The organism is Bradyrhizobium lupini, assembly GCF_040939785.1.
GTDB lineage: Bacteria > Pseudomonadota > Alphaproteobacteria > Rhizobiales > Xanthobacteraceae > Bradyrhizobium > Bradyrhizobium canariense_D.
In genome coordinates, this window is sequence record NZ_CP162553.1 from 2592569 (window position 1) to 2615836 (window position 23268).

18 protein-coding genes and 1 pseudogene are annotated in these 23268 nt (G+C 58.5%); 5 read left to right on the forward strand and 14 right to left on the reverse strand.

Annotation, left to right across the window (positions count from 1 at the left end):
* Positions 1 to 291: 291 nt before the first annotated feature.
* The 7 genes from AB3L03_RS12405 to AB3L03_RS12435 all read right to left on the reverse strand — a co-directional run bounded on the left by AB3L03_RS12405 (position 292) and on the right by AB3L03_RS12435 (position 10352).
* Complete coding sequence (locus tag AB3L03_RS12405; protein ID WP_368508686.1) at positions 292 to 1254, reverse strand: D-2-hydroxyacid dehydrogenase; 963 nt, start codon at positions 1252 to 1254, stop codon at positions 292 to 294.
* 129 nt (positions 1255 to 1383) lie between these two features.
* A complete protein-coding gene (locus tag AB3L03_RS12410) occupies positions 1384 to 2472 on the reverse strand; it encodes an ABC transporter ATP-binding protein (RefSeq protein WP_368508687.1) in 1089 nt (362 codons plus the stop codon).
* A 48-nt stretch (positions 2473 to 2520) separates the two neighbouring features.
* On the reverse strand, positions 2521 to 4284 hold the full coding sequence (locus AB3L03_RS12415; protein ID WP_368508688.1) for an ABC transporter permease subunit: 1764 nt from the start codon (positions 4282 to 4284) through the stop codon (positions 2521 to 2523).
* Positions 4269 to 5408 carry an ABC transporter substrate-binding protein gene (locus tag AB3L03_RS12420; protein WP_368508689.1) on the reverse strand — a complete coding sequence of 380 codons (1140 nt, stop codon included), beginning with the start codon at positions 5406 to 5408 and terminating at the stop codon, positions 4269 to 4271. The genes AB3L03_RS12415 and AB3L03_RS12420 overlap by 16 nt, the downstream gene beginning before the upstream one ends.
* A gap of 515 nt (positions 5409 to 5923) precedes the next feature.
* Complete coding sequence (locus tag AB3L03_RS12425) at positions 5924 to 6853, reverse strand: alpha/beta hydrolase family protein (RefSeq protein WP_368508690.1); 930 nt, start codon at positions 6851 to 6853, stop codon at positions 5924 to 5926.
* A 624-nt stretch (positions 6854 to 7477) separates the two neighbouring features.
* Positions 7478 to 8863 carry an aminotransferase gene (locus AB3L03_RS12430; protein ID WP_085383649.1) on the reverse strand — a complete coding sequence of 462 codons (1386 nt, stop codon included), beginning with the start codon at positions 8861 to 8863 and terminating at the stop codon, positions 7478 to 7480.
* 10 nt (positions 8864 to 8873) lie between these two features.
* The gene (locus tag AB3L03_RS12435) at positions 8874 to 10352 is read right to left on the reverse strand and encodes an NAD-dependent succinate-semialdehyde dehydrogenase (RefSeq protein WP_368509044.1); all 1479 of its coding nucleotides are present in this window, start codon (positions 10350 to 10352) and stop codon (positions 8874 to 8876) included.
* Between the two features lie 187 nt (positions 10353 to 10539).
* Between AB3L03_RS12435 and AB3L03_RS12440 the strand changes: the two genes are divergently transcribed.
* Entirely contained in the window at positions 10540 to 11016 is a 477-nt protein-coding gene (locus AB3L03_RS12440) for an Lrp/AsnC family transcriptional regulator (RefSeq protein WP_085348642.1), read from the forward strand.
* Between the two features lie 730 nt (positions 11017 to 11746).
* Here AB3L03_RS12440 and AB3L03_RS12445 read toward each other — a convergent pair.
* Positions 11747 to 12008, reverse strand: a pseudogene (locus AB3L03_RS12445) (MFS transporter); the annotation flags it as partial.
* Between the two features lie 1031 nt (positions 12009 to 13039).
* On the opposite strand from AB3L03_RS12445, the gene AB3L03_RS12450 reads away from it, so the two are divergent.
* The gene (locus tag AB3L03_RS12450; protein ID WP_085383648.1) at positions 13040 to 14725 is read left to right on the forward strand and encodes an MFS transporter; all 1686 of its coding nucleotides are present in this window, start codon (positions 13040 to 13042) and stop codon (positions 14723 to 14725) included.
* Between the two features lie 273 nt (positions 14726 to 14998).
* Here the strand turns inward: AB3L03_RS12450 and ald are convergent, their stop codons facing one another.
* The gene (ald, locus tag AB3L03_RS12455) at positions 14999 to 16111 is read right to left on the reverse strand and encodes an alanine dehydrogenase (RefSeq protein ID WP_085348650.1); all 1113 of its coding nucleotides are present in this window, start codon (positions 16109 to 16111) and stop codon (positions 14999 to 15001) included.
* A gap of 393 nt (positions 16112 to 16504) precedes the next feature.
* On the opposite strand from ald, the gene AB3L03_RS12460 reads away from it, so the two are divergent.
* The 3 genes from AB3L03_RS12460 to AB3L03_RS12470 all read left to right on the forward strand — a co-directional run bounded on the left by AB3L03_RS12460 (position 16505) and on the right by AB3L03_RS12470 (position 18901).
* Positions 16505 to 17173, forward strand: a complete 669-nt coding sequence (locus AB3L03_RS12460) for a LuxR family transcriptional regulator (protein WP_368508691.1) — start codon at positions 16505 to 16507, stop codon at positions 17171 to 17173.
* 75 nt (positions 17174 to 17248) lie between these two features.
* Entirely contained in the window at positions 17249 to 17881 is a 633-nt protein-coding gene (locus AB3L03_RS12465) for an acyl-homoserine-lactone synthase (protein ID WP_085348639.1), read from the forward strand.
* A gap of 66 nt (positions 17882 to 17947) precedes the next feature.
* Positions 17948 to 18901: a LysR family transcriptional regulator gene (locus AB3L03_RS12470; RefSeq protein ID WP_085348638.1), complete on the forward strand. Its 954-nt coding sequence runs from the start codon at positions 17948 to 17950 to the stop codon at positions 18899 to 18901.
* Here the strand turns inward: AB3L03_RS12470 and AB3L03_RS12475 are convergent.
* The 5 genes from AB3L03_RS12475 to trbL are packed head-to-tail and all read right to left on the reverse strand — an operon-like array spanning position 18874 to position 23267.
* A complete protein-coding gene (locus AB3L03_RS12475; RefSeq protein WP_085348649.1) occupies positions 18874 to 19116 on the reverse strand; it encodes a DUF2274 domain-containing protein in 243 nt (80 codons plus the stop codon). The two genes, AB3L03_RS12470 and AB3L03_RS12475, sit on opposite strands and share 28 nt — an antisense overlap.
* 5 nt (positions 19117 to 19121) lie before the next feature.
* Positions 19122 to 20327, reverse strand: coding sequence for a TrbI/VirB10 family protein (locus AB3L03_RS12480; RefSeq protein WP_368508692.1), 1206 nt, complete (start codon positions 20325 to 20327; stop codon positions 19122 to 19124).
* A complete protein-coding gene (trbG, locus tag AB3L03_RS12485; RefSeq protein ID WP_085383645.1) occupies positions 20324 to 21298 on the reverse strand; it encodes a P-type conjugative transfer protein TrbG in 975 nt (324 codons plus the stop codon). Before trbG ends, AB3L03_RS12480 begins: the two co-directional genes overlap by 4 nt.
* Before the next feature lie 2 nt (positions 21299 to 21300).
* Entirely contained in the window at positions 21301 to 21981 is a 681-nt protein-coding gene (gene trbF, locus AB3L03_RS12490; protein WP_368508693.1) for a conjugal transfer protein TrbF, read from the reverse strand.
* 50 nt (positions 21982 to 22031) lie between these two features.
* Positions 22032 to 23267: a P-type conjugative transfer protein TrbL gene (trbL, locus tag AB3L03_RS12495; protein WP_368508694.1), complete on the reverse strand. Its 1236-nt coding sequence runs from the start codon at positions 23265 to 23267 to the stop codon at positions 22032 to 22034.
* Between the last annotated feature and the right edge of the window lies 1 nt (position 23268).

The following is a 23268-nucleotide window of genomic DNA, read 5'->3' on the forward strand; positions in this document are numbered from 1 at the left end:
TTACCTTCGAAGCGGCGCCGACATTACAGCTGTCGGCAATGCAAATTGCGGAAAATGCAGCGCTCAAAAACAATGATTCAGCCGGCAAGTCGATCGCCTGCGCCACTGCACCGATAAAATAAGCACTGGGATATTCTGGCCTGACTGTCTGCTCAGGCAACTCCGACGGCCCGCTCAATGCTGGCGGACGAGCCTGACTGGCAGCATCAGCATACGGGGTTCGCACATACAATCACTGAAATCGGGCGGCTCAACAGTCGGACTGCACCGCTTCTCCTCATCCAGCGGCCCTTAATAGCCGCGACTCATGTCCACGGCGTTCCTCATCGCCTCGTTCTTCAGGAAGTGGCCAATGTTGTCGCCAAAGATGGAGAACACCCGCTCTGTATAATTCGTTGGACTTCCCGCCACATGAGGCGTCGCAATGACGTTTGGCATATGCCATAGCGGGCTGTCCTGGGACAGCGGTTCGTGCTCGAAGACGTCGAGCATCGCTCCGGCGATTTCTCGCGTCTGAAGAGCCTTGATCAAATCTGCCTCCACCACGACATTACCTCGGGCGATGTTAACGAGAAAGGCATCACCTCGCATGCGCGCGAACTCCGCTGCGCCGATGAGCCCGATTGTGTCTGCGGTCGCGGGCACAGCCAGAACCACAAAGTCGCACAGCGGAAGCAACTCTGCGAGCCTGTCGGAGGCAAACAGGTGGTCAACACCCTCGACTGCTATGGAAATATCCCGTTTCGAGCCTACGACTGTCATTCCAGCGCTCTTGGCGCGGCGCGCGATGGTCGCTCCGATGGAGCCCAGTCCGACTACTCCGAGCGTCTTCTCAGCTAGGGGCGCCACATAACGCGGGTTCCACTTTCGTTCGGCCTGCTCTTGCAAGAACCTCCGGAAATCCCAGTGCAGCATCGTTACGCCGGCCATCACAAAGTCCGTGATGATGTCGCCGTGAATTCCGCGTGCATTGGTGACGGTGATGTGACCCGCTCGGTCGCGAATGGGCAAGATGGAATCAACACCGGCGTTAGTGCATTGAAACCAGCGCAATTTCTTCGCCTTATTGAACAGCTCTACAGGGAAGCGAGACGCGAGCAGTGCATCTGCCTCACCTATGTAACGCTCTAGCCGTTCGGGATCGGGCGCGCTGATTGCGCGAACCTGCGGAAAACGCTCACCGATGAGTCCTGCGTATGTTTCGGCAGCAGGATGGTTGAGGAGCACAGTAAGTGCTGGAACTTTATCGGCCATATTGATCTCCGAAACGTGACGATTTTAGCCGGCTGCCGCACGTTTGTTGTCGCTTGTCACGCAGTGTTCAGGGTACTCGGGGGGCGACGCCACGCATTCTAGTCGACCTCGCAAAGCGACGTCGACAAGCTACTCCTTCAGAACGCTTGCGTCGTTCGCGACCCAAGAGGCGACACACGCATCGCCGATCCCGGGCAGTGCTTCAGCTGAGACGTTGAGCACCTTCGACGTCAACTGCAATCCATACTCCGTGCGAAATTCGACGATGGTCGCATCACCAATGAATGTCATGTCGACAATACGCCCCTGAACTCCACGCGCATTTCCGACGGCTTTGTCGAGGCGCAAATGTTCGGGTCGCACACAAAGCGTCGCATCCATATCCGCCTCAGGCCGATGCGCGGCAGCCAAGTCCTCACCGCCAGGCCCCTGAAGGACGCCGGACCTGAGCTTGACGGGGATGAGATTTACCTCACCCACAAAACTGGCAACAAACAAATCGGCGGGCCTGCGATAGATGTCCTGCGGTGCGGAAACCTGCCGTATCCGGCCCTCATGCATCACCGCTATCCGATCGGACATGGCAAGAGCCTCATCCTGATCATGGGTGACATAGATCATCGTCTTGCCGACTTCCTTATGCAGGGTCTTGATCTCGTTCCTGAGATGCTGGCGCAACTTTCTATCCAGCGCACCGAGAGGTTCATCGAGAAGCAGGACAGGTGGTTCGAAAACCATTGCTCTGGCAATCGCCACTCTCTGCTGTTGACCGCCGGACATTTGGTGAGGGTATCGTGAGGCCAGGGCAGTTAGGTGCACCTGGTCAAGGACGCGATGCACGCGGGTTTCGATCTCCGCTTTAGGCATACGTCGCATCCGAAGCGGATATGCGACATTCTCGGCGACCGTCATATGCGGGAATAGGGCATAGTTCTGGAAGATCACGCCGAGTTCGCGACGGTGGGGCGGCAGTCGCGTGATATCCTTGTCATCCAACAAGATCTGACCGCTGTCCGGCAACTCGAAACCAGCGATCATCATCAGAGTTGTCGTCTTTCCCGATCCGCTCGGGCCCAGCAATGAGACGAACTCTCCGGGCGATATCGTAAGGCTGACACTATCAACGGCTGTTGCGCGACCGTACCGTTTGTGCAGGTTATTCAGCACAATCCCGCCGGTCTTCACATCAGCGCTGGTCAACCCGGCTTTCATCAGCATTTGGGCTCCATTTGGTGCTCTGTTCGTCTGTTAACGTGCTCTCGTACCTCAGACACTTTTTCTGCGCCGAAGCCAGGCACTCACGATGATGACAGCCGCGGCCAGCACCACCTGCAGAGTGGCCACCGCCGAAATGGTGGGATCGACGCCTTGCGAGATGCTTTGCCACATAAGCATAGGCAGAGTGGTGATCACTCCGATGCCCAGGAACAGCACGTACACGACATCATCGAAGGAGTGCAGAAAAGCAAAAAACGCGGCCACGATAAAGGCCGGCGTAATCAGTGGAATAGTGATCGTGCGGAATGTGGCCCCGGGCCCTGCGCCAAGGCTGCGAGCCGCCCGCTCATAGGCCGGGTTGAGGTCACGAAGATTAGCGACAATAAGGACCACTACGTAGGGGATCGAGTAGACGGCTTCGCCAAGCGCGAGCCCGAACTCGGTGCCCTGAAGGCCTACCCGAGCCAACACGAAATAGGTGGCAATCGCCACCACGATGGTCGGCAGGATGATAGGGGAAAGCACGAGAGCAACCACTGCTCCGCGACCAGGTATGCGGCCGCGCGCAAGACCGAAAGCAAGTGTCGCCCCGAGCGCCATTGCCATGGAGGTTGCCATCAGTGCGACGCGTATGCTTGTAAATGTCGCATTTATCCAACCAGCATCGGAGACGTACGCTTGATAGTTGCGAAGCGAATAACCAGGCGCGGGGAACTCGAAAAAGGCGGACGAACTGAACGAGAGATATGCCACGACCAGTATCGGTAGGAGAAGAAGCGTTCCTAGAAGGGACGAAACGATGGATACACCATAGCCGCCCAGAGAGGGCAGCCAGCGGTCGAGAACGTTAGCCGCAGACCCAAGATGCATCAGCCACTGCTTTCGCGTGTGGGGACTGGCAACGGCATCTTGACCGTCGGACAATCCCAAAAGCTGATTGATTGGAAAGAAGCGGGATCCAATCCACAGCGTCGCCAGCACCGAGACCAGAAGTACGATGGACAGCGCGGATCCGGAGCCCCAGTTAAGATGATCAACCACCTCGCTATAGATCTGCATCGTGATCGTGAAATCGGACAAGCTGCCGAGCAGTGCCGGGGTGATGTAAAAGCCAAGGCAGTTGACAAACACGAGCAGCACTGCGGCCATGACGCCCGGCAAGCTGAGCGGCAGGAACACCGTCACAAACGCCGCAATCGGGCTCGCACCGTTGGCTCTGGCGGCACGCAGCAGCTTTTCATCAATGCTCGACATGACGGTGTACATAGGAAGGATCATGAGTGGCAAGACTATCTGGGTCATGCCAATGATCACGCTTGCGCGGTTGTAGAGCATTGAAATTGGCTGGGAGATGAGGCCTAATTTGAGCAGGAGATCATTGATAATCCCGCCGCGCCCCAGAAGAACAATCCACGCGAAAGTGCGCACCAATACGCTGGTGAAGTACGGCAACACAACCGCAATGAGAAGGAATGTGCGCAGGCTCGATGATTTGCTCGTCGTCAACGAGTAGGCCATGGGATAGCCAAGCATCAAGGCGAGCGCGGTGACCGATATGCTTATCTGCAACGTGGTGCGCAATACGGCCAGGTAGACCGGATCCCTACCGATTCCTACAAAGCGCGCGAACGTCCAATTGGGCATTCCGAGCGAAAGCATCAGGAGCCCAGCGAGCGGCACGAGAAAGAGCAGCGCAAGGAAGATACCGCCCGGCAGCAGGAGCCAAGCCCATGGCGTGGGCCCGGCCGAGTGCGCGACCGCCGACGACTCTGACGGGACGTTGCCTGTCGGCAGGATCACTGTACGCGCCATGCCAGCCACCGGTCTCCGATGTGCTCGAGATTGGTTTTGCCGTCGGGACGCTTGGCCGCAAGCCAAGCAGAATTCTCGTGGATCACCTTGGAGGAATTTTCAGGATTGATGCTGAGCAACGGGACCTGATCAGAAGGCAGATGGTCGAGCTGATTTATGTTCGGGCCGGGATACCCCGTTCCTATGGTGAACTCGGCAGCAACTGCCGCTCGATTTACGAATGCAATCAGCTTCTGCGCGTTTTCGCTGTTCGGGCCGCCCTTCAGAACCGTCCAATAGGTGTAGTTCACGTATGCCCCGTCCCAAATCATCTGAATAGGGGCACCCTGACGAATTGCGCTGATCGCGCGGCCGTCGAAGCAACTCGACATTGCGATCTCCCTATTGAGAAGCAATTGAGGCGCCTCGCTTCCCGCACTCCACCATTTGCTGATGTGCGGCCTGATTTCGTCGAACTTCTTAAGGGCCCTGTCGATCTTGTCGTCGCTGAGCGGCCAGATGTCAGATTTCGGCACCCCATCGGCCAGCAACGCGAACACGATGTTGTTTTTTGCATTTGCCGGCAACTGAGTGAGACCGCGGGGGCCAGGAAACGCCTTGACGTTCCAGAAATCGCCCCAGCTTTTTGGACCATTGTTTCCAAGCGCGCGCTTATCATAGGCTAACGTCATGGCCGATGCGATCACTGGGACTGCGCTTTTGAGACGAACCGATTGCTCAGTCCCCTTTATGGATTCAGCGTCCCAAAGGCTATAATTGATCGGGACGAACATGCCCGCTTCGTCCATCGATGGAAGGGTCGACGCCTGTATGAAGGCCGTATCCCAATCAACACGGCCGGCTTGGTTCATCGCCTTAACCTGAGGCTCGGCAACATCGGCAACGACGTCGACCACCTTGATGCCGGTTGCTTCGGTAAAAGGCTCGTAGACGTATTTCCGAATGCCTTTAGTGAACAGACCGCCCCAGGAGAACGCGATGACTTGACCACTACCGGCAAGCTTGTCCTGCGCAAAGGCAACTGTCGATCGCGCGAGTGCGGGAATAGCCATTGCGGCGGCGGCAGCACGAAGCATGCTCCGGCGGCTAAAGCCGGACGGTTGATGTTTAAATAAGTCGCTCATAGCTTCCCCTTCTTGATCTCGTTCCGCGAACGCCGCGACAAGGCAACAGTCCGAGCGCGGAGTGAACCTAACCTCGGTCGAAGCGGGCTCCGAAAGCGCTTGCCTAGCCTATCAGGGCGGCTAAGTTCGGAAACACACGCTGTAATTGAAGAAACTGTAGGGTCGCGGTGGACTTGCGGAAGGATGCCCATTGCCTACGTCCACCGATGGATGCAGCATATGCCAAAGTTCTGCTCAGAATAGGGGAAGGTTGGCACGAAAACCTGCGATGAGACCGTCCTAGAAGCCTAAATACTGCACGAACAAACCTGGCCGCGATGTATTCATGCGGATTTCGTGCCGCGTGAAGCAATCAAAGGCGTCCACATCGCCAGGGAGCAGCGAAGTGGAAAAGGGCTGCCACGCGACTGAAAGGGATGCGGAAAGCGGATCACGTTGCGAACTAACGAGCTCTGTGATTCGCTGCGCGCCTTCGCGCTGGTCCTCTATCGGGGCCTGTCGGTACGCTTGCCCAATTAGTGACCAAGAGCGTGTGAACTGATCTGCGGCAGATCGTTTGGTTGTGCTGGCAGAGCTGCACTCAACGCGAGCTTCTGGTTTAACCAACCGAAGATGCAATCATCGGAAGTTACGAAGTTTTCGATGCATCCACCTGCGCTTTTGACCATCCGGGGCATGGTCAGATCCAGATCAATGCGCTCCTCAATGCATTCGGTCTGTAGTTTCATCGCTTCCGAGACGCTAACGGCGCCCCGCCCTCCCGTGACTACGAGAACTGGGCATCCCAATCGTCGGATCAATTGCGTGCGTTGTGCCGTGACGCTCCCCTCCTCCCGCGCCTCTGCGGCTCTAGTCATCCAGACGACAGACGCCTGCATGCGTGCCCAATTCCAAAGGCCGCCATCGCAAACCGCCGCAACTAGGCGGCGGTCAGAGGCCGCGAAGTCAGTAGCCAAAGCAGCCGAAAGTCCTTCTCCATAGACGCCGATCCGAGCGGCGTCGATGTCGGGGCGCCCAGAGAGGTAGTCCAAACAGGATGACAACAAGGTTTGCGAAAGGCCTCGCGCGGGATGGGAGACATCGCGGTGAGATAGGACCAGGAGCGACATGCATCGATCGGTCACCGCGGGTAGAAGTCTTGCAAGCAACGTGGCTTCTGATTCATCTTCCATGCTGATGCAAATGACGGCGGGTGCAGGTAGGGCACGACTACCAGCAGGAACATAATAGGCCAGAAGTTCGGTACAGCCCCAGCTTTCGATTGTTACTCGCTCGACTTTCGCCAGGCCCACTTCAAGGCATTGAATTCCAGCCTCAATCCTCGCTGTCACTTCCCCGCATTGAGGATCGTTCTCATGAAGCAGTCGTCTGGCCACTTCAAATGCTGTTAGCGCACAAAGCCGCGCCTCGGCCGCTTCGTTGCTGTCGCCTTGGCTTGCCTTCAAATCTCCGATGATACATTGTTCATCGCCGAGTGTTGTCCACTTGGTAATCCAGCTCTGGCGACTTGTACATCCCTGGTCTTGCGCTCCAGTTACGTTGTCTAGAAAGGCTGCGGCACGTCGCCTTACTGATGCAAGACCCCCCCTTTATCACAGCGAGTAATATACTCCATGCAATCGGTCCCCCTCGAGCTGGGCCCCACTCGCGCGAGGTTCATCAGCTATTCATTCCACGTGGAGAGGACAGGAGCCGCAGCAACTGCATTGGCAAAGAAGTCGACTTTGGCTTCTGCTCATCCTAATTTTAATGAAAATATTACGGGACGACTAAAGTCGAAGTTCCTCGATCTAGCCCTTTGCAGACGCGAAATTCTGCGCATGATAGCGACAACCTGCATGTTTTCGCAGGGCGCATTCGCCGCGTGGCGCCGGCTGAGTTTAAGAGCCTACCAAAATGCGGTAGAGAGAGGGACAGGCTTCGTCTTAAACGAGAACCGCGCGACTGCATCAGCGAGGACAACACTGATGCCCTTCCGCGGATCACGGTGACGCGGTCTGACCTGCCTGTCCAAGAACGAACAGAAAGGGAGGCGTCACATAGGAGCACATCTTCTATCGCGAGCCGGCTTACTTCGCGAGCTCATCCATCACTTGCTTGGTCGCTTTGTAAGCCAGATCAACGATCTCATCGATTTCAGCTTCGGATACGACGAGGGGAGGGGCAAATCCAAGGATGTCTCCGTGCGGCATAGCTCGTGCAATGAGCCCCCGATCGCGAGCAGCCTTGGAGATCCGCGCCCCCACCTTGAGTTCTGGATCAAATCGGCGCTTCGTCTGACGGTCAGCAACAAACTCCACAGCGCCGAGCAAGCCCACACCTCGAACTTCGCCTACGATCTCCAGCTGTGCAAATTTTTCCTTGAGCCGCTTTTGGAAATGCGCGCCGACGGTCTTGGCGCGGTCGCTGAGACGTTCCCGCTCGACAATATCAAGCACCGCATTGGCAGCAGCTGCCGCAATCGGATGGCCGGAATAGGTGTAACCATGCGAAAATGCACCAACTCGATCCGCCGCCTCCTCCATGACGGCATATACCTTCTCGCCAATAATGGCGGCGGAGAGCGGGACATAGCCGGACGTCAGGCCTTTTGCGACCGTGACCAGATCCGGTTCCATGTCGTAAAGCGTGCTGCCGAAATCAGCGCCGGTTCGACCGAAACCGCAAATAACCTCATCTGCGATCAGAAGAACATCATAGCGCCTAAGCACGGACTGAACCTCGCGCCAGTACCCGGCGGGCGGGGGCGTGATCCCGCCCGTGCCAAGCACCGGCTCGGCAATAAATGCGCCGATCGTTTCTGGACCTTCCCTAACGATTAGCTCTTCAAGCTCCGCCGCCCGCCGACGAGAAAACGACTCTTCCGTCTCGCCCGGCTCGGCTCCCCAGTAGTGGTGAGGCGCGCCCGTGTGCACAATACCCGGAAAGGGAAGATCCATATGATCGTGGTAAAACGACATGCCGGTCATTGAGCCAGAGATCACTGAGCAACCGTGATAGCCCCGCTCGCGTGAGATGATCTTTTTCTTCTTAGGCTGGCCACGAAGGTTGTTGTAATACCAGACAAGCTTCGCCTGGGTTTCGTTCGCATCCGATCCCGACAGACCGTAGAATACCTTGCTGGGCTTACCAGGAGCCATTTGCACGAGACGGTGCGACAAAGTGGCGAGCTCCTCGGTCGTGTGCGCCGCATACGTGTGGTAGTAGGCGAGTTGGTAAGCCTGTCGCGCAATGGCTTCAGCCACTTCGGTCCGGCCGTATCCGATGTTTACGCAGTAGAGTCCCGCAAACCCGTCGATATAACTGTGTCCCTGCGCATCTTCGATGCGGATACCTTTTCCTCCAGTGATGATCGTCGGATCACCAATCTTACCGGTGGCGAAGTCTTTGAGCTGAGTGAAAGGATGGAGAACAGTCGAGCGATCTTGTTCAGCGATAGTCTTAATCTTGTTCATTCATTTCCTCCTAAGCCGCCAAGTCGCCGAAGCACACGTACTTCAGTTCCATGTATTCCGATAGACCGTGCCGAGAGCCTTCGCGTCCCAGTCCTGACTGCTTCCATCCACCGAACGGAATGGGCGGACCTGTAAAGGAAGCGGTGTTGACACCGAGCATGCCGCACTCGATTCTCTCAGAGAGCCGGAGCGCTCGACGCAGGTTGCCGGTGTACACGTACCCGGCCAAGCCCATTTCGCTCGAATTAGCTCGATTGATGACCTCTTCTTCCGAGTCGAAAGGTAGTACGGCAGCTACTGGCCCAAAAGTTTCTTCACGCGCGATGAGCATGTCGTCGGTGACTTGAGTGAGCAGAGTCGGAAGAACGAAGTTCGGGCCCAAATTGTCATCTTTCTTCGCGGTGATGACTTGCGCGCCCTTTACGACCGCATCGACGATTTGCGCCCGGCACTTCTCGGCCACCGAAAGCTTCGTCATTGGCCCGATATCGCTAGCAGGATTCAAGCCGTGACCGACCTTGAGCTGAGCCATTGCCGCGCTAAGCGCTTCAACGAACGTATCGTGAATGCCCCTTTGTACGTAAATGCGATTCGCCGCGAGACAGTCCTGACCCGATGTCGCAAACTTGGCAGCCATCACACCTTTGACGGCTTTCTCAAGGTCGACGTCATCAAAGATCAGGAAGGGAGCATGCCCTCCGAGTTCGAGCGAGACTTTTTTAATGGTCTGGGCCGACCCCTCCAGAAACAAGCGGCCGACCTGGGTAGATCCCGTAAACGAGAGGGCTCGCACTCTGGTGTCGCGCAACAGAGGCGTTGATAGCTCGATGGGCTCACCCACTAGAGTCTGAAACACGCCGGCGGGAAGACCTGCCTCCTCTGCCAATCTGGCCAGGGCGAGAGCCGACAATGGCGTCTCCGGCGCTGGCTTCACGATGATCGGGCAGCCCGCTGCAAGAGCTGCACCCGCCTTCCGTGTGATCATCGCGATGGGGAAGTTCCACGGAGTTACCGCCGCCGCGACCCCGATCGGATGCATTCGCACCTGAAGCAGACTGTCAACCTTATGACTCGGAATCGTCTCTCCGTATGCGCGCTCCCCTTCTGCGGCGAACCACTCGAGAAAAGCAGCCCCGTACTCAACCTCGTACCGCGCTTCCGCCAGCGGCTTGCCTTGCTCGCTTGTCACCAACGTGGCAAGGTCTTCCGAATGGTCGCGCATCAATGACGCCCAAGCTCGGAGAATAGCTCCACGCCTTGCCGGCAAAAAGGCTCGCCAAGCCGGAAACGCTCGCTCAGCCGCCTCTATTGCGAGCGTCATGTCCGCGGCACTGCAGCGCGCAACGTCCGCAATGATTTCGCCCGTAGCGGGATCCATCACGACGTCTCTTTGGCTGCCCGCAATCCAGCGACCGGCAATGAGCGCAGCCCCCGCGACAAAGTCGCGGCGACGCAGCGTCCGAAGGCATGTTGCAGCGACCCCGGCCATCTCCGGATGAATGGTTCGGGCAGCTTGAAAGGCCATCTGTAAAGTCCCGCGCGGTCGCTTGTTGAAATCCATCAAGCATTCAGGATACTAATGTTGCCAACCGATTTGCGTCGCATTTTGCCGGGAGTCGTTGTGTTTTCTGCACCACCGCGGCATTCTGCGACGAAATTCACTCGGAGCCTTGATAATGCAATACGACCGGACGGACGCCCGCATCCTTGAGATCGTCCAAAAGAACAATCGCCTGACCTCCGAGGTGATCGGCGAAATGGCCGGCCTTTCTGCTACCGCGTGTCAACGACGGCTGAAGAGACTTCGTTCGGAAGGCATCATCGAGGCCGATGTGTCGATTGTTTCGGCGAAAGCGGTGGGAAGGCCCATCCAAATGCTGGTAATGGTGACTCTGGAACGCGAGCGTTCGGACATCATCGATAAGTTCAAGAAGGCTATCAAAGGTTCAGCTGAAGTCGTCAATGGATTTTACATCACCGGCGATGCTGACTTTGTTCTGTACGTCACCGCGCGCACGATGGAAGATTACGAGCAGTTCACCCGCCGTTTTTTTTATGAGAACTCGGATATCAAAGGGTTTAAGACAATGGTGGTGATAGACCGCGTGAAGTCGGGTTTTGCGATTCCTGTGGAAATTCCCGACGAGGAGTGACCGGACAAGCTCTGGTGCCTCTCCACGATCACCACATTTGTGCTCGTTCTCTTCGTTGGCTTGAATAGACGGCGACAACGTCGCATTCTCACTCCACTACTTTTTATTGACTATCATTGCTTGGAGTTCGAACAAAAACTCAAAGCCGCGAGCCGCTTCGCTGACGTTCGGCTGACGACCTTGCTGGCCGCTCTGTGATCGACGCGCTATGGTTCATCGATGGATCAATCCATGGCGCAAGCTTTCGGACTTGCATTGAGACGGTTCTTCTGCGGCGCTTCAACCTGGGATATCGTGGTCATGGACACTCTGGGGCGGCGAAGAGCAAGCCTGGGCGCCAGCTCAGGCGATCCGCCGAAGCCAAACTGTTCTTCCTTTGCCAAACTACTCGCCCGACTTGACCGATTGAACGGGGCTTCCCAAGCGCAAACAGCTGCTCCGAGGGCGCCGCCCGAACTGTCGATGCGGTCTGCGCCGCCGTCGACGAAGCCATGACAGCATCCCCCCGAAAAATGCGCGAACTAGCTCGAAAATACAGGCTATCGAACTAATGCCGTCACGCTTTAGTCGGAGCCGGGCTGAAACCACGCTCCCAACTGTCAGAGATCAAGCTTCGAGAATCGCGACGATTCGTCCGGCCGGAGAATTCGGCGTCAATGGTATCATCGCGCCGCTCGGCTATTGCACGTTCCGCGCATGGACCTGGCAAGCGTTTTCGTTGGCATTTCGATTCCAGCGCCGACTGCGCCAGCACCTGCTTGCGCTCGACGACCTCCTTGAAATGCGGCGTCTCCGCGAGTTTCAGACGCACGATGAAGCCGACGCCGACGAGCAGGATGCTGATCAGAAACGGCACGCGCCAGCCCCAGCTCAGGAAGTCCGCTTCGGGCAGCTGCGTCATGAGACCAAAATGCCGGTGGACGCGGCGACGCGGACAGGGAAACCGATCTGCACCAGGCTGCGTAGAAGCTGCGGCGATTGCCGGCGTGCTCTCGAAGGTGTAATGTCACTTGCGCTATGATGAAGATCCCGGTGCATTGCAAATATGTATGACCGCCGTATCGTGCCGTAGGATGCTCGCCCGGTCTCCTTTTGCGACGCGGTAGCTTGACTCGATCGAACTAGCTGAACACCGGCCTCGGTGGCGCTCAATGCTTTCGTTGACAATCTCACCCGGACTTTTTTGCTCGGGATAAGAAGCAAAGTGCAATTGGTGTTCGTAGACCGCTCTGCTCATTCTAGTGGCACGGCTGACACCTCGGGGTCCTCCACTCCAGTACGACCGATGCTGCCGGCGTGAAGAGGATGACCGTAATGGACTGCTTCAAGATCGTCCCAATGAGTGCCGCGAGCCGAACAGTGATCGCATCCTCGCTCCCCGAGTCTGCGTTCGCGCGCTTTTTCATCGCTTACTTGCACATAACGCGCAAAATCGCCGCTTTCATCTGTTTAGTATCCTTTGCAGTCGATGCTTGAGGCGAGAAAGTGTTTGTGCGACCATTCGTCGAAACAGGACCGAAACAACGAACATTCTATCGTTCGGTCGCGCGAATTCTTGCTCTCTGACGAGACGAGCCGATGTGCGGTGACTCAGGATGTTCGTCTGAGGGTTGGCTTATGAAATCGCACCTCGTCTGACTATCATTCAATATTGACGCGGTAGGTGACGGGTAGCAGTTGCTGAATCATCGCCGGTGAGCGAGTTATGTCAGACATCACAACGGCGGATTCTATTCAGGCGATTCGAGCCGCCGCCTCCGATCGACTGAGTGACGCTTCTACTTCCATCAAGTGGCTAAGGCGCGGCAGATCGCCGCCTTTTGGCCCGCTGGTCCGAGAGGCGGCGCTTCGCCGCACGCGTTAGGAATGAGTCAATTTCCGGTACATCCCGAAAATCCAGCATCGACGATTTAGATTGCCGCGGGGCAGACGCGTTTGAAAACGCTCTTGGTCACCACAGGCGGCCGACGCTAGGTGACAGAGTCAATTTGGTCTAGACGTCTGGGAGGTAAGCTAAAACGATATGACGGACATCCCCAAGCCCCGGACGTTCAACGCCGACGGTATCACCGCGCCTTTCCTACATGCCACCTTCCGCCGTATCTGGCTCGCAAGTCTGCTGTCCAATCTTGGCGCTTTGATCCGGGGAGTCGGCGCAGCTTGGGCGATGACGCAGATGACATCGTCAGCGGACATGGTGGCACTTGTACAGACCGCGCTGATGCTGCCGGTTATGCTAATCTCGATGCCGGCCGGAGCGATCGCCGACATGTATGACCGGCGCAGGATTATCCTGTATTCGCTTGGGATCGCGTTGACGGGCGCGAGTGCGTTGACAACGCTCGCCTGGCTTGATCTCGTGACGCCAACTCTCTTGCTGGCACTGTGCTTTCTGGTAGGTTGCGCTGTGGCGCTATTGGACCCCGCCTGGCAGTCGTCCGTAAGCGAGCAAGTCCCCTCTGACGCTTTACCCGCGGCGATAGCGTTAAACGGCATCAGCTACAACCTCGCGCGAAGCGTTGGGCCTGCGCTCGGAGGGATTGTCGTGGCAGCCGCCGGTACAGTGGCTGCGTTTGCTATTAACGCCCTGTTGTATCTGCCATTGATGTTTGCTCTATTTCTGTGGAAGCGCGCCCCTGAGCCATCGCGTTTGCCACCTGAAAGCCTCCATCGCGCTATCGTTTCGGGCGTTCGCTACATCATGAATGCGCCATCGATTAAGATTGTGTTGACTCGCGCCATGGCGATGGGCTTGTTCGGGGGCGCAATCATTGCTCTGATGCCGCTGGTCGCCCGCGATCTCCTGCACGGGGGTGCCGAAACCTATGGCATTATTCTCAGTGCCTTTGGTCTGGGCGCGGTGATCGGTGCGTTCAGCGTCACAGAGGTTCGCAAGCGTATGACGGGAGAGGCCGCCATTCGGGCCTGCGCACTTTCGATGGGCGGTGCTCTCGTGGCGGTAGCGATAAGCCGCGAGCCACTTCTGACGGCCGTCGCGCTCGTTTTGGCTGGCGCGGTATGGATGATGGCATGGGTACTTTTCAGCATTGGTGTGCAATTGTCAGCGCCGCGCTGGGTAACAGGGCGAGCGCTTGCGGCCTACCAGGCGGCCAGTTCCGGCGGGATCGCCGTCGGAAGCTGGGCGTGGGGCCATGTGACTGACGTCGCCGGAGTAAATGTTGCGCTCTTACTGGCGGCCGCTTTGCTGGCTGTCTCTCCGCTGCTCGGGTTTTGGTTGCCCATGCCACGCGTCAGCGCACGGGGCGAAGAACCTGAGATGCTAGACGATCCGAAAGTGCGTCTGGCACTGAGCGGACGCAGTGGGCCGCTTGTCGTAGAGATAGAATATCGGGTCGGGCAGGAGAACGCCCGCTCTTTCCATAATTTGATGCAGGACATTCAACTCTTCCGTCAGCGCAACGGAGCCTATGGCTGGTCGATCGCCCGAGATATTGCAGATCCGGAACTGTGGACAGAGCGTTATCACTGTCCAACGTGGCTCGACTATTTGCGCCAGCGCAACCGTGCGACTAAATCGGAGCGCGCGCTGGATCAGCGGGCAACGGCCTTCCACATCGGTCCAGAGCCTGTGCGTGTGCGACGCATGCTCGAGCGCCCATTCGGATCCGTACGCTGGAAGGAAGAGGCGCCCGATCGCGCTGCGGCCAAGGACTTAGACAGCAAGCACGAGCACGGTGCGGTGAGCTAGTTGCAAGTAACATATCCGCGGCGCTGCAGAGATGGCATCAGCCCAGTCCCGATCTGCTCCGGCCGCATACCACGAACTCCTGCAGGAGCGAGGCGGCCCAGTAGCTGAAAAGAGCAAAGGATGAACTTATCAGAAGGAAGCGCTCGATTGCGCTCCCTGGGCCACAGTCAACTTCGCCTGCCGAACCGCACAGGGGTTCTGAAAAAGGGGCCACCCCCGAAGGAGTGGCCCGCCAAGTCAGGGAGGAAATGCCCCCATGGGAGGCCTCGGGGATCAGGCCGCAGCCTGAACGATCGGTGAGTATGGCAGGCCAAGACTTTCGGCCACGGCCTTGTAAGTTAGCCGGCCACCATAGACGTTCAGGCCCGCTCGCAGATGATGGTTCTCAAGGACGGCTGCAAATCCCTTGTTGGCGAGAGCCAGTCCAAACGGCAGTGTGGCGTTATTCAGAGCGTGGCTCGAGGTGAGCGGGACAGCCCCGGGCATGTTGGCGACGCAGTAATGAATTACTCCGTCTATCTCATAGGTTGGTTCGGCGTGTGTCGTCGGACGAGATGTCTCGAAGCATCCGCCTTGATCGATCGCAACGTCAACGATGACGGCCCCCTTTCGCATCGCGCTCAACATCTTGCGACTAACCAGCCTAGGTGCGCTCGCTCCAGGAATGAGCACCGCCCCGACTACGACGTCCGCGGCAAATACCTCTTCCTCAACAGCCTCTATCGTCGAAAACCTGGTACGAACCCGCCCATCGAACAGCTCATCCAGTTGGCGAAGGCGAGCAATCGACCGGTCAAGCATTGTAACCTCAGCTCCCAAGCCGACGGCCATGCGGGCGGCATGGGTACCGACAACACCGCCTCCGATGACCACGATGCGCGCCGGCTGAACACCGGGAACACCGCCGACCAGGAGGCCACGGCCACCTGCATACCGCTTCAGGGCCGCACTGGCTGCCTCAATTGAAAGCCTACCTGCAACCTCACTCATCGGCGCAAGCAATGGAAGCCCCCCATTTGCATCAGTCACCGTTTCGTAGGCGATTGCGGTACATCCAGATTTCAAAAGGCCGTTAGCCTGCTCAGGGTCCGGCGCCAAGTGCAGGTACGTGAACAGAATCTGATTCTCTCGAAGCTGCGTCCATTCGGAAGGCTGGGGTTCTTTAACCTTTACGATCATCTCGCTAGACCCAAATACCTCGCGAGCGGAGCCCAGGAGTGTTGCACCAGCTTTGCGATACTCTTCGTCGCTAGCGCCGATGCCAGCCCCTGCATTGGTCTCGACCGCTACGCTGTGGCCGGCGGCAACATACTCGCGGACAGCTCCGGGCGTCAGACCCACGCGATACTCATGAGTCTTGATTTCCTTGGGAACGCCGACCTTCATTGCAATCTCCTTCGTGAGCGGCTCTTTGTAGTCGGAAGAGCGGTACGAACCTGCAACCCGGAAAGCCAAACAGCGCAGTAATCCGGCGATCTTCTGGGCACCATCGCAGGATTTCGAACAGTGGACCAGGATAGCCCGAGTTGCCAGGATACCAGAGTGACGGCGGCGAGTTCGCCTGATCCCAGTTGTCAGGCCGCTTGCAATCAGGATGGATCCACGCTCGAATGCGCCGACTTCTCCGTTGTTTTGCCCCATTCGCAGCAATGCTCGTTCCGATAATGCGAGTAGCGCTTATGAGGGAGGCCCGCGGGTTCATCAACGATGGATCGGGTTTTTCAGAAGTTCGCTGAGCGATTGACCGAAAGCTCACACCGAAATGAAGCTCAGCAGAGCATGGCCGATGTCACCGCTGCGCTCAGTTTGTCATGCTTCGCATATCTTGCGCTGCCCAGCAGGCCCGGTGGTGTCCCGAACCTAATTTCGACGTACCCATCCTCCTGGACCGCTCTTTATTTGCAGCGTGGGTACGATTCCGTCGATCCGGTGGTACGTCGGGCGATCCGCGATCCTAAACCGTTCCGCTGGGGGCTTGGAATCGGGCCGCGAATGCGATCGGATTCAGAACGCACGCTGTTCGAAGAAGCCGCGAAATTCGGAATTCGCTGCGGATTCACATTCCCAATCCACGATGACCAGGGCGCGATCGCCGCGCTGAGCTTTGCTGCCGACGAGCATCAAACGGGTTTTGAGCGCTCGTTACTTGAGCACGCCCAGACCCTGCGACTAATCGCAAGCTTTTTCCATGCACACGCAAAGCGCTTTTGGACGAATGATCGAATGGTCGGTGGGGTGGTGCTGTCTCCTCGCGAGCATGAATGTCTCGGATGGTCCGCGCGCGGCAAATCAGCCGGGGAGATCGGGATCATTCTCGGGATCAGCGAGCGAACGGCGGGATTTCACCTGGACAACGCCCGTGCGAAGCTCGGTGTCAGCTCGCTTCGTCAAGCCATCGTGCTGCTAGCCGAATCAAACTCTCGAAAATGCAGCGCCGGCCCGCCATAAACACCTGTGCAACTGCACAGGATGCGCTTGCCTAAATCTCTGTGCTTAGTTGCCGAACAAAGCAGGGAGGCAAGAATGATGCAGCTCATCACGCCGGAGTGCTACGGCGAGTTCGTTCACGATCTCGCCGAGATGCACCGGCTGCGCTATTGCGTTTTCAAACAGCGCCTGGACTGGAACGTTGACGTCAGCGGTGACATGGAGATCGACGAGTTCGATGTCCTTAGACCCGTGCATCTCCTGAACCGCTCGACCGCTGGACGCATTCAGGGCTGCGTCCGGCTCTTGCCTTCAACCGGCCCGACCATGCTGAGGGACACCTTCCCAATCCTTTTGGACGGGCAGCCCACGCCACGAAGCGATCGCATCTGGGAGAGCAGCCGATTTGCGCTTGATGTTCCTCCGGATGCTCCGAAGGCGAGTGGAGGACTTGCTGCCGCGACTTACGAGCTGTTTGCAGGCATGATTGAGTTCGGCCTTTCCATCGAGTTGACCGAAATCGTCACTGTCACGGACGTCCGGATGGAGCGCATTCTTAGGCGCGCAGGCTGGCCCCTCCGCCCGATCGGAAAAGCTCGTCCTGTCGGAAACACCACGGCCATTGCTGGATATTTGGAGGTCTCGCCCAATGCGTTGCATCGCATCCGCAAAGCGGGACACATCTCAGGTCCGGTGCTCTGGGCTCCAGTCATCCGAGCGGCCGCCTAGAATCTCGAATGCAATCTCGGCATCGCTGCACATTGGAGCGGAAAGCCCATCTGACCAAGATTTACGATGCACAAACCACGTCGATCAAGACCCTCCCTTCAAGCCAGCAAGGCAATCGAACTGAAACACCTGAAGTCGGCTGTTGCTGCCGCCGACTGCGGCAGCATCCGCGGAGCCGCGGAGTTGTTGAGGTCGCAACAATCGAGTCTCAGCCGAAGAATCGATGAAATCGAGCACCACTTGGGCATCGCAATCTTCGAGCGCTACAGCGGAGGCGTGCGACCGACGCGGGCCGGCCACGACGTGCTTCGGCTGGCAAGGAGCATTCTGGAAGAATTCGACGCGCTCCTCGCCACCGCGATATCTGTCCATAACAGCGAAACCGGCCGCCTGACCATCGGATTTTGCACCTCACTTTCGGCAGGCAATCTGCAGACGTCGCTACTCGCGTTCAAAGAGCAATTTCCGCAGATCGAACTTGTGACGGTCGAACGATCACGGACGCGTTTGGCCGCGGCGCTTCGAAGCGGCTCGGTCGATGTGCTGATCGTAACAGGAAGGCTTCAATTGTTGAACACCGAAGAAATGCCGCTTTGGAGCGAGCGCGTTCTGGTGGCCCTGCCCCACGATCATCCGCTCGCTGGGGGAGAGACTGTGTGCTGGAGCGACCTGCGCGGCCAGACAGTGCTGCTCAGCCATTATGACCCAGGAAAGGAACTCGAAGATCTTCTGATTTCCAAGCTCCTCTCGCCCGAGCATCGCCCCAAGATCGAGCGCCACGACGTCAGTCGTGGCATCATCAAGAGCCTAATCAGCATGAGCACGGGGATAAGCCTGGTGCTCGAGTCCGATATGGGGGCAAATTTTGCGGGCCTTGTCTACCGAGAGCTACGGGATGGCACGGGGCCCAGCCGCTTCGACTTTTCGGCCACTTGGCGCCCCGACAATGAAAACCCGGCCCTGCGGGAATTCCTGAAGCTGCTCACAGCGCGCTACCGTTCGCCTCCGATTGGAGGCTGACGAGCCCGGCGAGCTTTCCGAAAGCTCCTGTCGGCAGCCATGAACCGCGCCAGCATCGGTGCAATGAGTTTCGATGGATCCTGGATTGGCTGGCCAGTCTCCTGGGCGAGGATTTCAGCGTATGACACGAGATCGCGGTGCACGCTCGCAGGTAGTTCGTGTGTCACCTTGATGGGCTTATCGTCTTCTAAGGCTCCGAGTTTGAGTTTTGACATCGTCCTCATCCTCTGTACGGTTCGAGCACCAGGTCACGGTTGACGATCACCCGCAGGGGAAATCCCGGACGAATCGTCAAGGTCGGCTGGATGTTGAGATTGCGGCGGACCACCTGCTGGCCCGTCTGGTTCATCGAGTCCCCCGCCCCGCGGCGGAGCGCAGCGATGAGGTCGCTGTTGGTACTACCCGTATCCGATCCGGAATTCACCTCGGTGCCGACGGCCAGCAGCGTCGAAAGCGCAGCGGCCCCCAACAGCTCCTTCCAATGGTTGTCGACCTCATCCTCAAGCCCAGAGTAGCCCGCGACATCTGCGCCCGGCTGACGCTCCAGGACGATCGACCGCCCATTTGGCATGATGAGGCGCGTCCACACCAGGAGCACGCGCGATTGGCCAAATGCGACTTGGCTATCATACGTCCCGATCAACCGGGCTCCTTGCGGGATAAGGCGAGCTCGCCCGGTTGGGGAATCGTATACCGCCTCTGTGACTTGGGCCGTGATCTGCCCAGGCAGGTCGGACCGAATCCCCGTGATAAGAGCGGCCGGAATGACCGTTCCCGCCTGGACCACAAAGGGAGAGACCGGTCTTGCCAGGCGATCGGGACTGGTGGTTCGACGGTCAACGGAAGCACTGACGAACGCAAGTTTTCGGTCCTGGCCATTCTGGGCAAATGCTTCGTCGGATGATGGCGCTGCATTTGATGGGGCTTCACTTGGCGATGTGACAGTGGCCTTTGCGCGGACGTTCGTGCTGGCAAACACCTTGCTGGTGCGTGCCGCCTCGCTCTCCTGATTGACGCGCTGCTGTTCGGCGTCAACACCGAGCGCGCTGGGCGTCGAAGAGCCCTGTGCTGCAACGATCGGCCGGCCAAGATCGCCGGGTAAAGGTGGTCCAAGACGCGGCACCTCCTTCGGGATCTCAGTGTAATCCTTCGGCAAGGTTGCAAGCTGATCGGCGACATTGTGGTGGTCGGTCGCGTAAAGCTCCTCGGCGGCCGACGTGCGTGATCGTTTCTCCTGCAGAGCCCAGAAGACCGCACCAGAGATCAGCACCAGCAAAAGGGCGCTGCCACCCGCAAGCACCTTGCGCGATAGGCGGGTCACTTGCGGCCGATCTGGCCGGAGCCGAAGGGTTTCGGCGATATTTTCCGGCGGCTTAACCCGAGGGGCGTCCTTGGGTGTGTCATTCGGCTGGCCAGTCTCTGTCACAGCGACCTCCCGTCGGTTCGGACGATTCTGACCTTCTGCTGGTGCTCCTCGCCCAGCTTCAGTTCCGCGGCCGCGAACAGCCGGTCGACAATCAGCACATTGCCGTAAGCGCGATAGTTGACGAGCCCGGTCTTGCCATCAGGCCCGATCACGAACAGCGGCGGCATCTCGCCCTGGCCGACGCCGGGCGAAAACTCGATGTAGACCTTGCGCCCATCGTCATAGGCATTGACAGGACGCCAGGGTGGGCTGTCTCCCTCGATCGCGTAGCGGTAACGGCGCTGCGCCTGATCCGGGATGACGGGTGTGGGCGGCAGAGCTCGACCACGCGCGGTCCGGTCCTCCGGATAGAACCACGCGACCTGTGGCATGTAGGGCTTTTCACGGGAGCGGAGTTCGATGAGGTAAGTGCGCCGATCCGTGTTGACGACGAGATTGGTCTCGATCGCCGGACGTGTCGGCTTCACCATGATGTGCACACGTCGCGTGTCGCCGCTGCCGCTTTCGGTGTCGCCGACCACCCAACGCACGGTATCACCCGCGGCAACTGGTCCCGACCCGATCAGCTGCTCGCCGGGCTCCAAGGCGACGTCGGTGATCTGCCCCGGCGCGGCATAGACCTGATAGAGAGCGCCCGGACTATACGAGAACACCTGCACCGCATTGAAGTAGCCAGCCTTTCGCGGCTGCACACGTGCGGCGTCATTCGCAGTCTCAATCCGCTCGACGGGCTCTTTGGCTTCCGCGTTCTTGCCGCCGCGCGCCGCCTTCCAGGCCGGTGGCACATGCAGCGGGCGCGGCCGATCGTCGGCAAGCGCCGGCAGATCTGGAGCCGGCGGGACATTGCTATCGTAACTGATTTGCGGCGGCTTGAACGTGGTGCACCCGCCAAGGGTGGACACACCAATAATAAGAGCCAGAGCCAGGCTCGGGCGGCCCCTCTGTGACGCAATAACGAGACCTGACGGCATTTCTAACCCAGCTCCTTCGACCAGTTGATGGCGTTGACGTAGATGCCAAGCGGATTCTTGCGGAGGCGATCGAGATCGCGAGGCGTCTCCACGATGATGCTGACGATCGCGCTCCACCGCTCGGTTGCGGCAAGCTGACCGTTGTCGTAGCGGCGCTCGACCCAGGCGAGGCGAAAGCTCTCAGGGGATGCCCGGATGACGCTCGAGAGCTCGATCGCCACTTGCGTCTTGCCGAGCTTGGCGAACGGATCGTTATTGCGGGCGTAGTCATTCAGTGCGGCCGCACCGCGATCGCTTGTAAAGTCGTAGGCGCGCAGCCAGTTTTCGCGAAGGACGATGGCGTCCATCGGCAGGCCACGCACATGCTCGATGAAGCGCGCCAGGTGAAAGGCTACTTGCGGATCGGTCGGTTGATAGCTGGCGTTTGCCGGAGCAACAGCTTTGGCTTCCCCCAACTGATCGACCTCGACCACCCAGGGCGTGATCGTTCCGTGGGCGGATTGCCAGACCAGGGCGCCGGCGAAACCAGCGGATAAGAAGAGGCAGCCAAAGGCCATCAGGCGCCAATTCCTGGCCTGCACGCGCGCAGATCCAATGCGATCATCCCAGACCTGGGCTGCGCGTTGATAGGGAGTGACGGGCTCCGGCGTGCGGCCATAGTGAACAGCCGATCGTTTGAACATTGCTTGACCTCAGGAGATGGCAGGGAACCGAATTCGAAAGAAAGGAGGCGTCAGTGATCCTCTTGCGAAAGGTCGACAGATCCGCCGCCGCCTCCGTGATCACCTGAGCGGATCGCGTGGGTTGCCGCTGATGCGCCATGACTGATCGTCTGCGCCCGCTTCATCCGCCGCACCCATGCGGGCGCACTGTCGGAAGCTCTCGAGGAATCGCCTTCCCCCTTACCGGCATCGCTGGCCGCTCCACCAAGACCAGCTGCGACCGAGCGCAAGGGACTTGCAGCACCGGACGCGCTCGCCTCGGAGCCGGACTGACTCCCCGCCCGAAACACGCTCATGGTTCCACTTGCAATCGCGCTTCCACCGCGTGCGGCACCTGCAATTGCGCCGCCAGCGAGACCGGCAGCGCCGGCCGCAAGGCTAGCGCCAGCCGCAACGACACCACCGGCGGCAAGTCCTGTCCCGACGGCGCTGCCTGCGCCGAGCTGCGGACCCCCGGAGACGATGCCGTTGGCAATGCCGGGTCCGAAAATGCCGAGGCCCAACAAGGCGAGAGCGCCGAGCACCAGCGCCATCGCGTTCTCGATGGTCGGCTGGTTGCCGCCGAAGCCTGCCGTGAACTGCGAGAATAAGGTCGATCCAATGCCGACGATGACGGCGAGGACCAAAACCTTGACGCCGGAGGAGATGACGTTGCCCAGCACCCGTTCGGCCGCAAAGGCGGTCTTGCCGAACAGACCGAAGGGGATCAGGACGAAACCTGCAAGCGTCGTCAGCTTGAACTCGATCAGCGTGACGAAGAGCTGGATGGCGAGAATAAAGAAGGCGAGCAGCACCACGATCCAGGCGAACAGCAGGACCGCGATCTGGACGAAATTTTCGAAGAAGCTGACATACCCCATCAGGCCCGAGATGGAGTCCAGGATCGGACGGCCGGCATCGAGCCCCACTTGCGCGATCCGGCCTGGCCGCAAGAAATCTGCCGATGACAGGCTCGTGCCCGAGGCCTTGAGGCCAAGACCTGCAAAGCTCTCGAAGACGATGCGGGCAAGGCTATTCCAATTACCGATCAGGTACGCAAAGACACCGACAAACAAGGTTTTCTTGACCAGCCGGGCAAGAATCTCCTCATCACTTCCGAAGGACCAGAACAGGCCCGCAAGCGTGAGGTCGATTGCAGCTAACGTCGTGGCGAGATATCCGACTTCGCCCCCGACCAGGCCAAATCCGGAATCGATGTAGCGGGTGAAGGTTTCCAGAAACTGGTCGATGACGGAGGTGCCACCCATT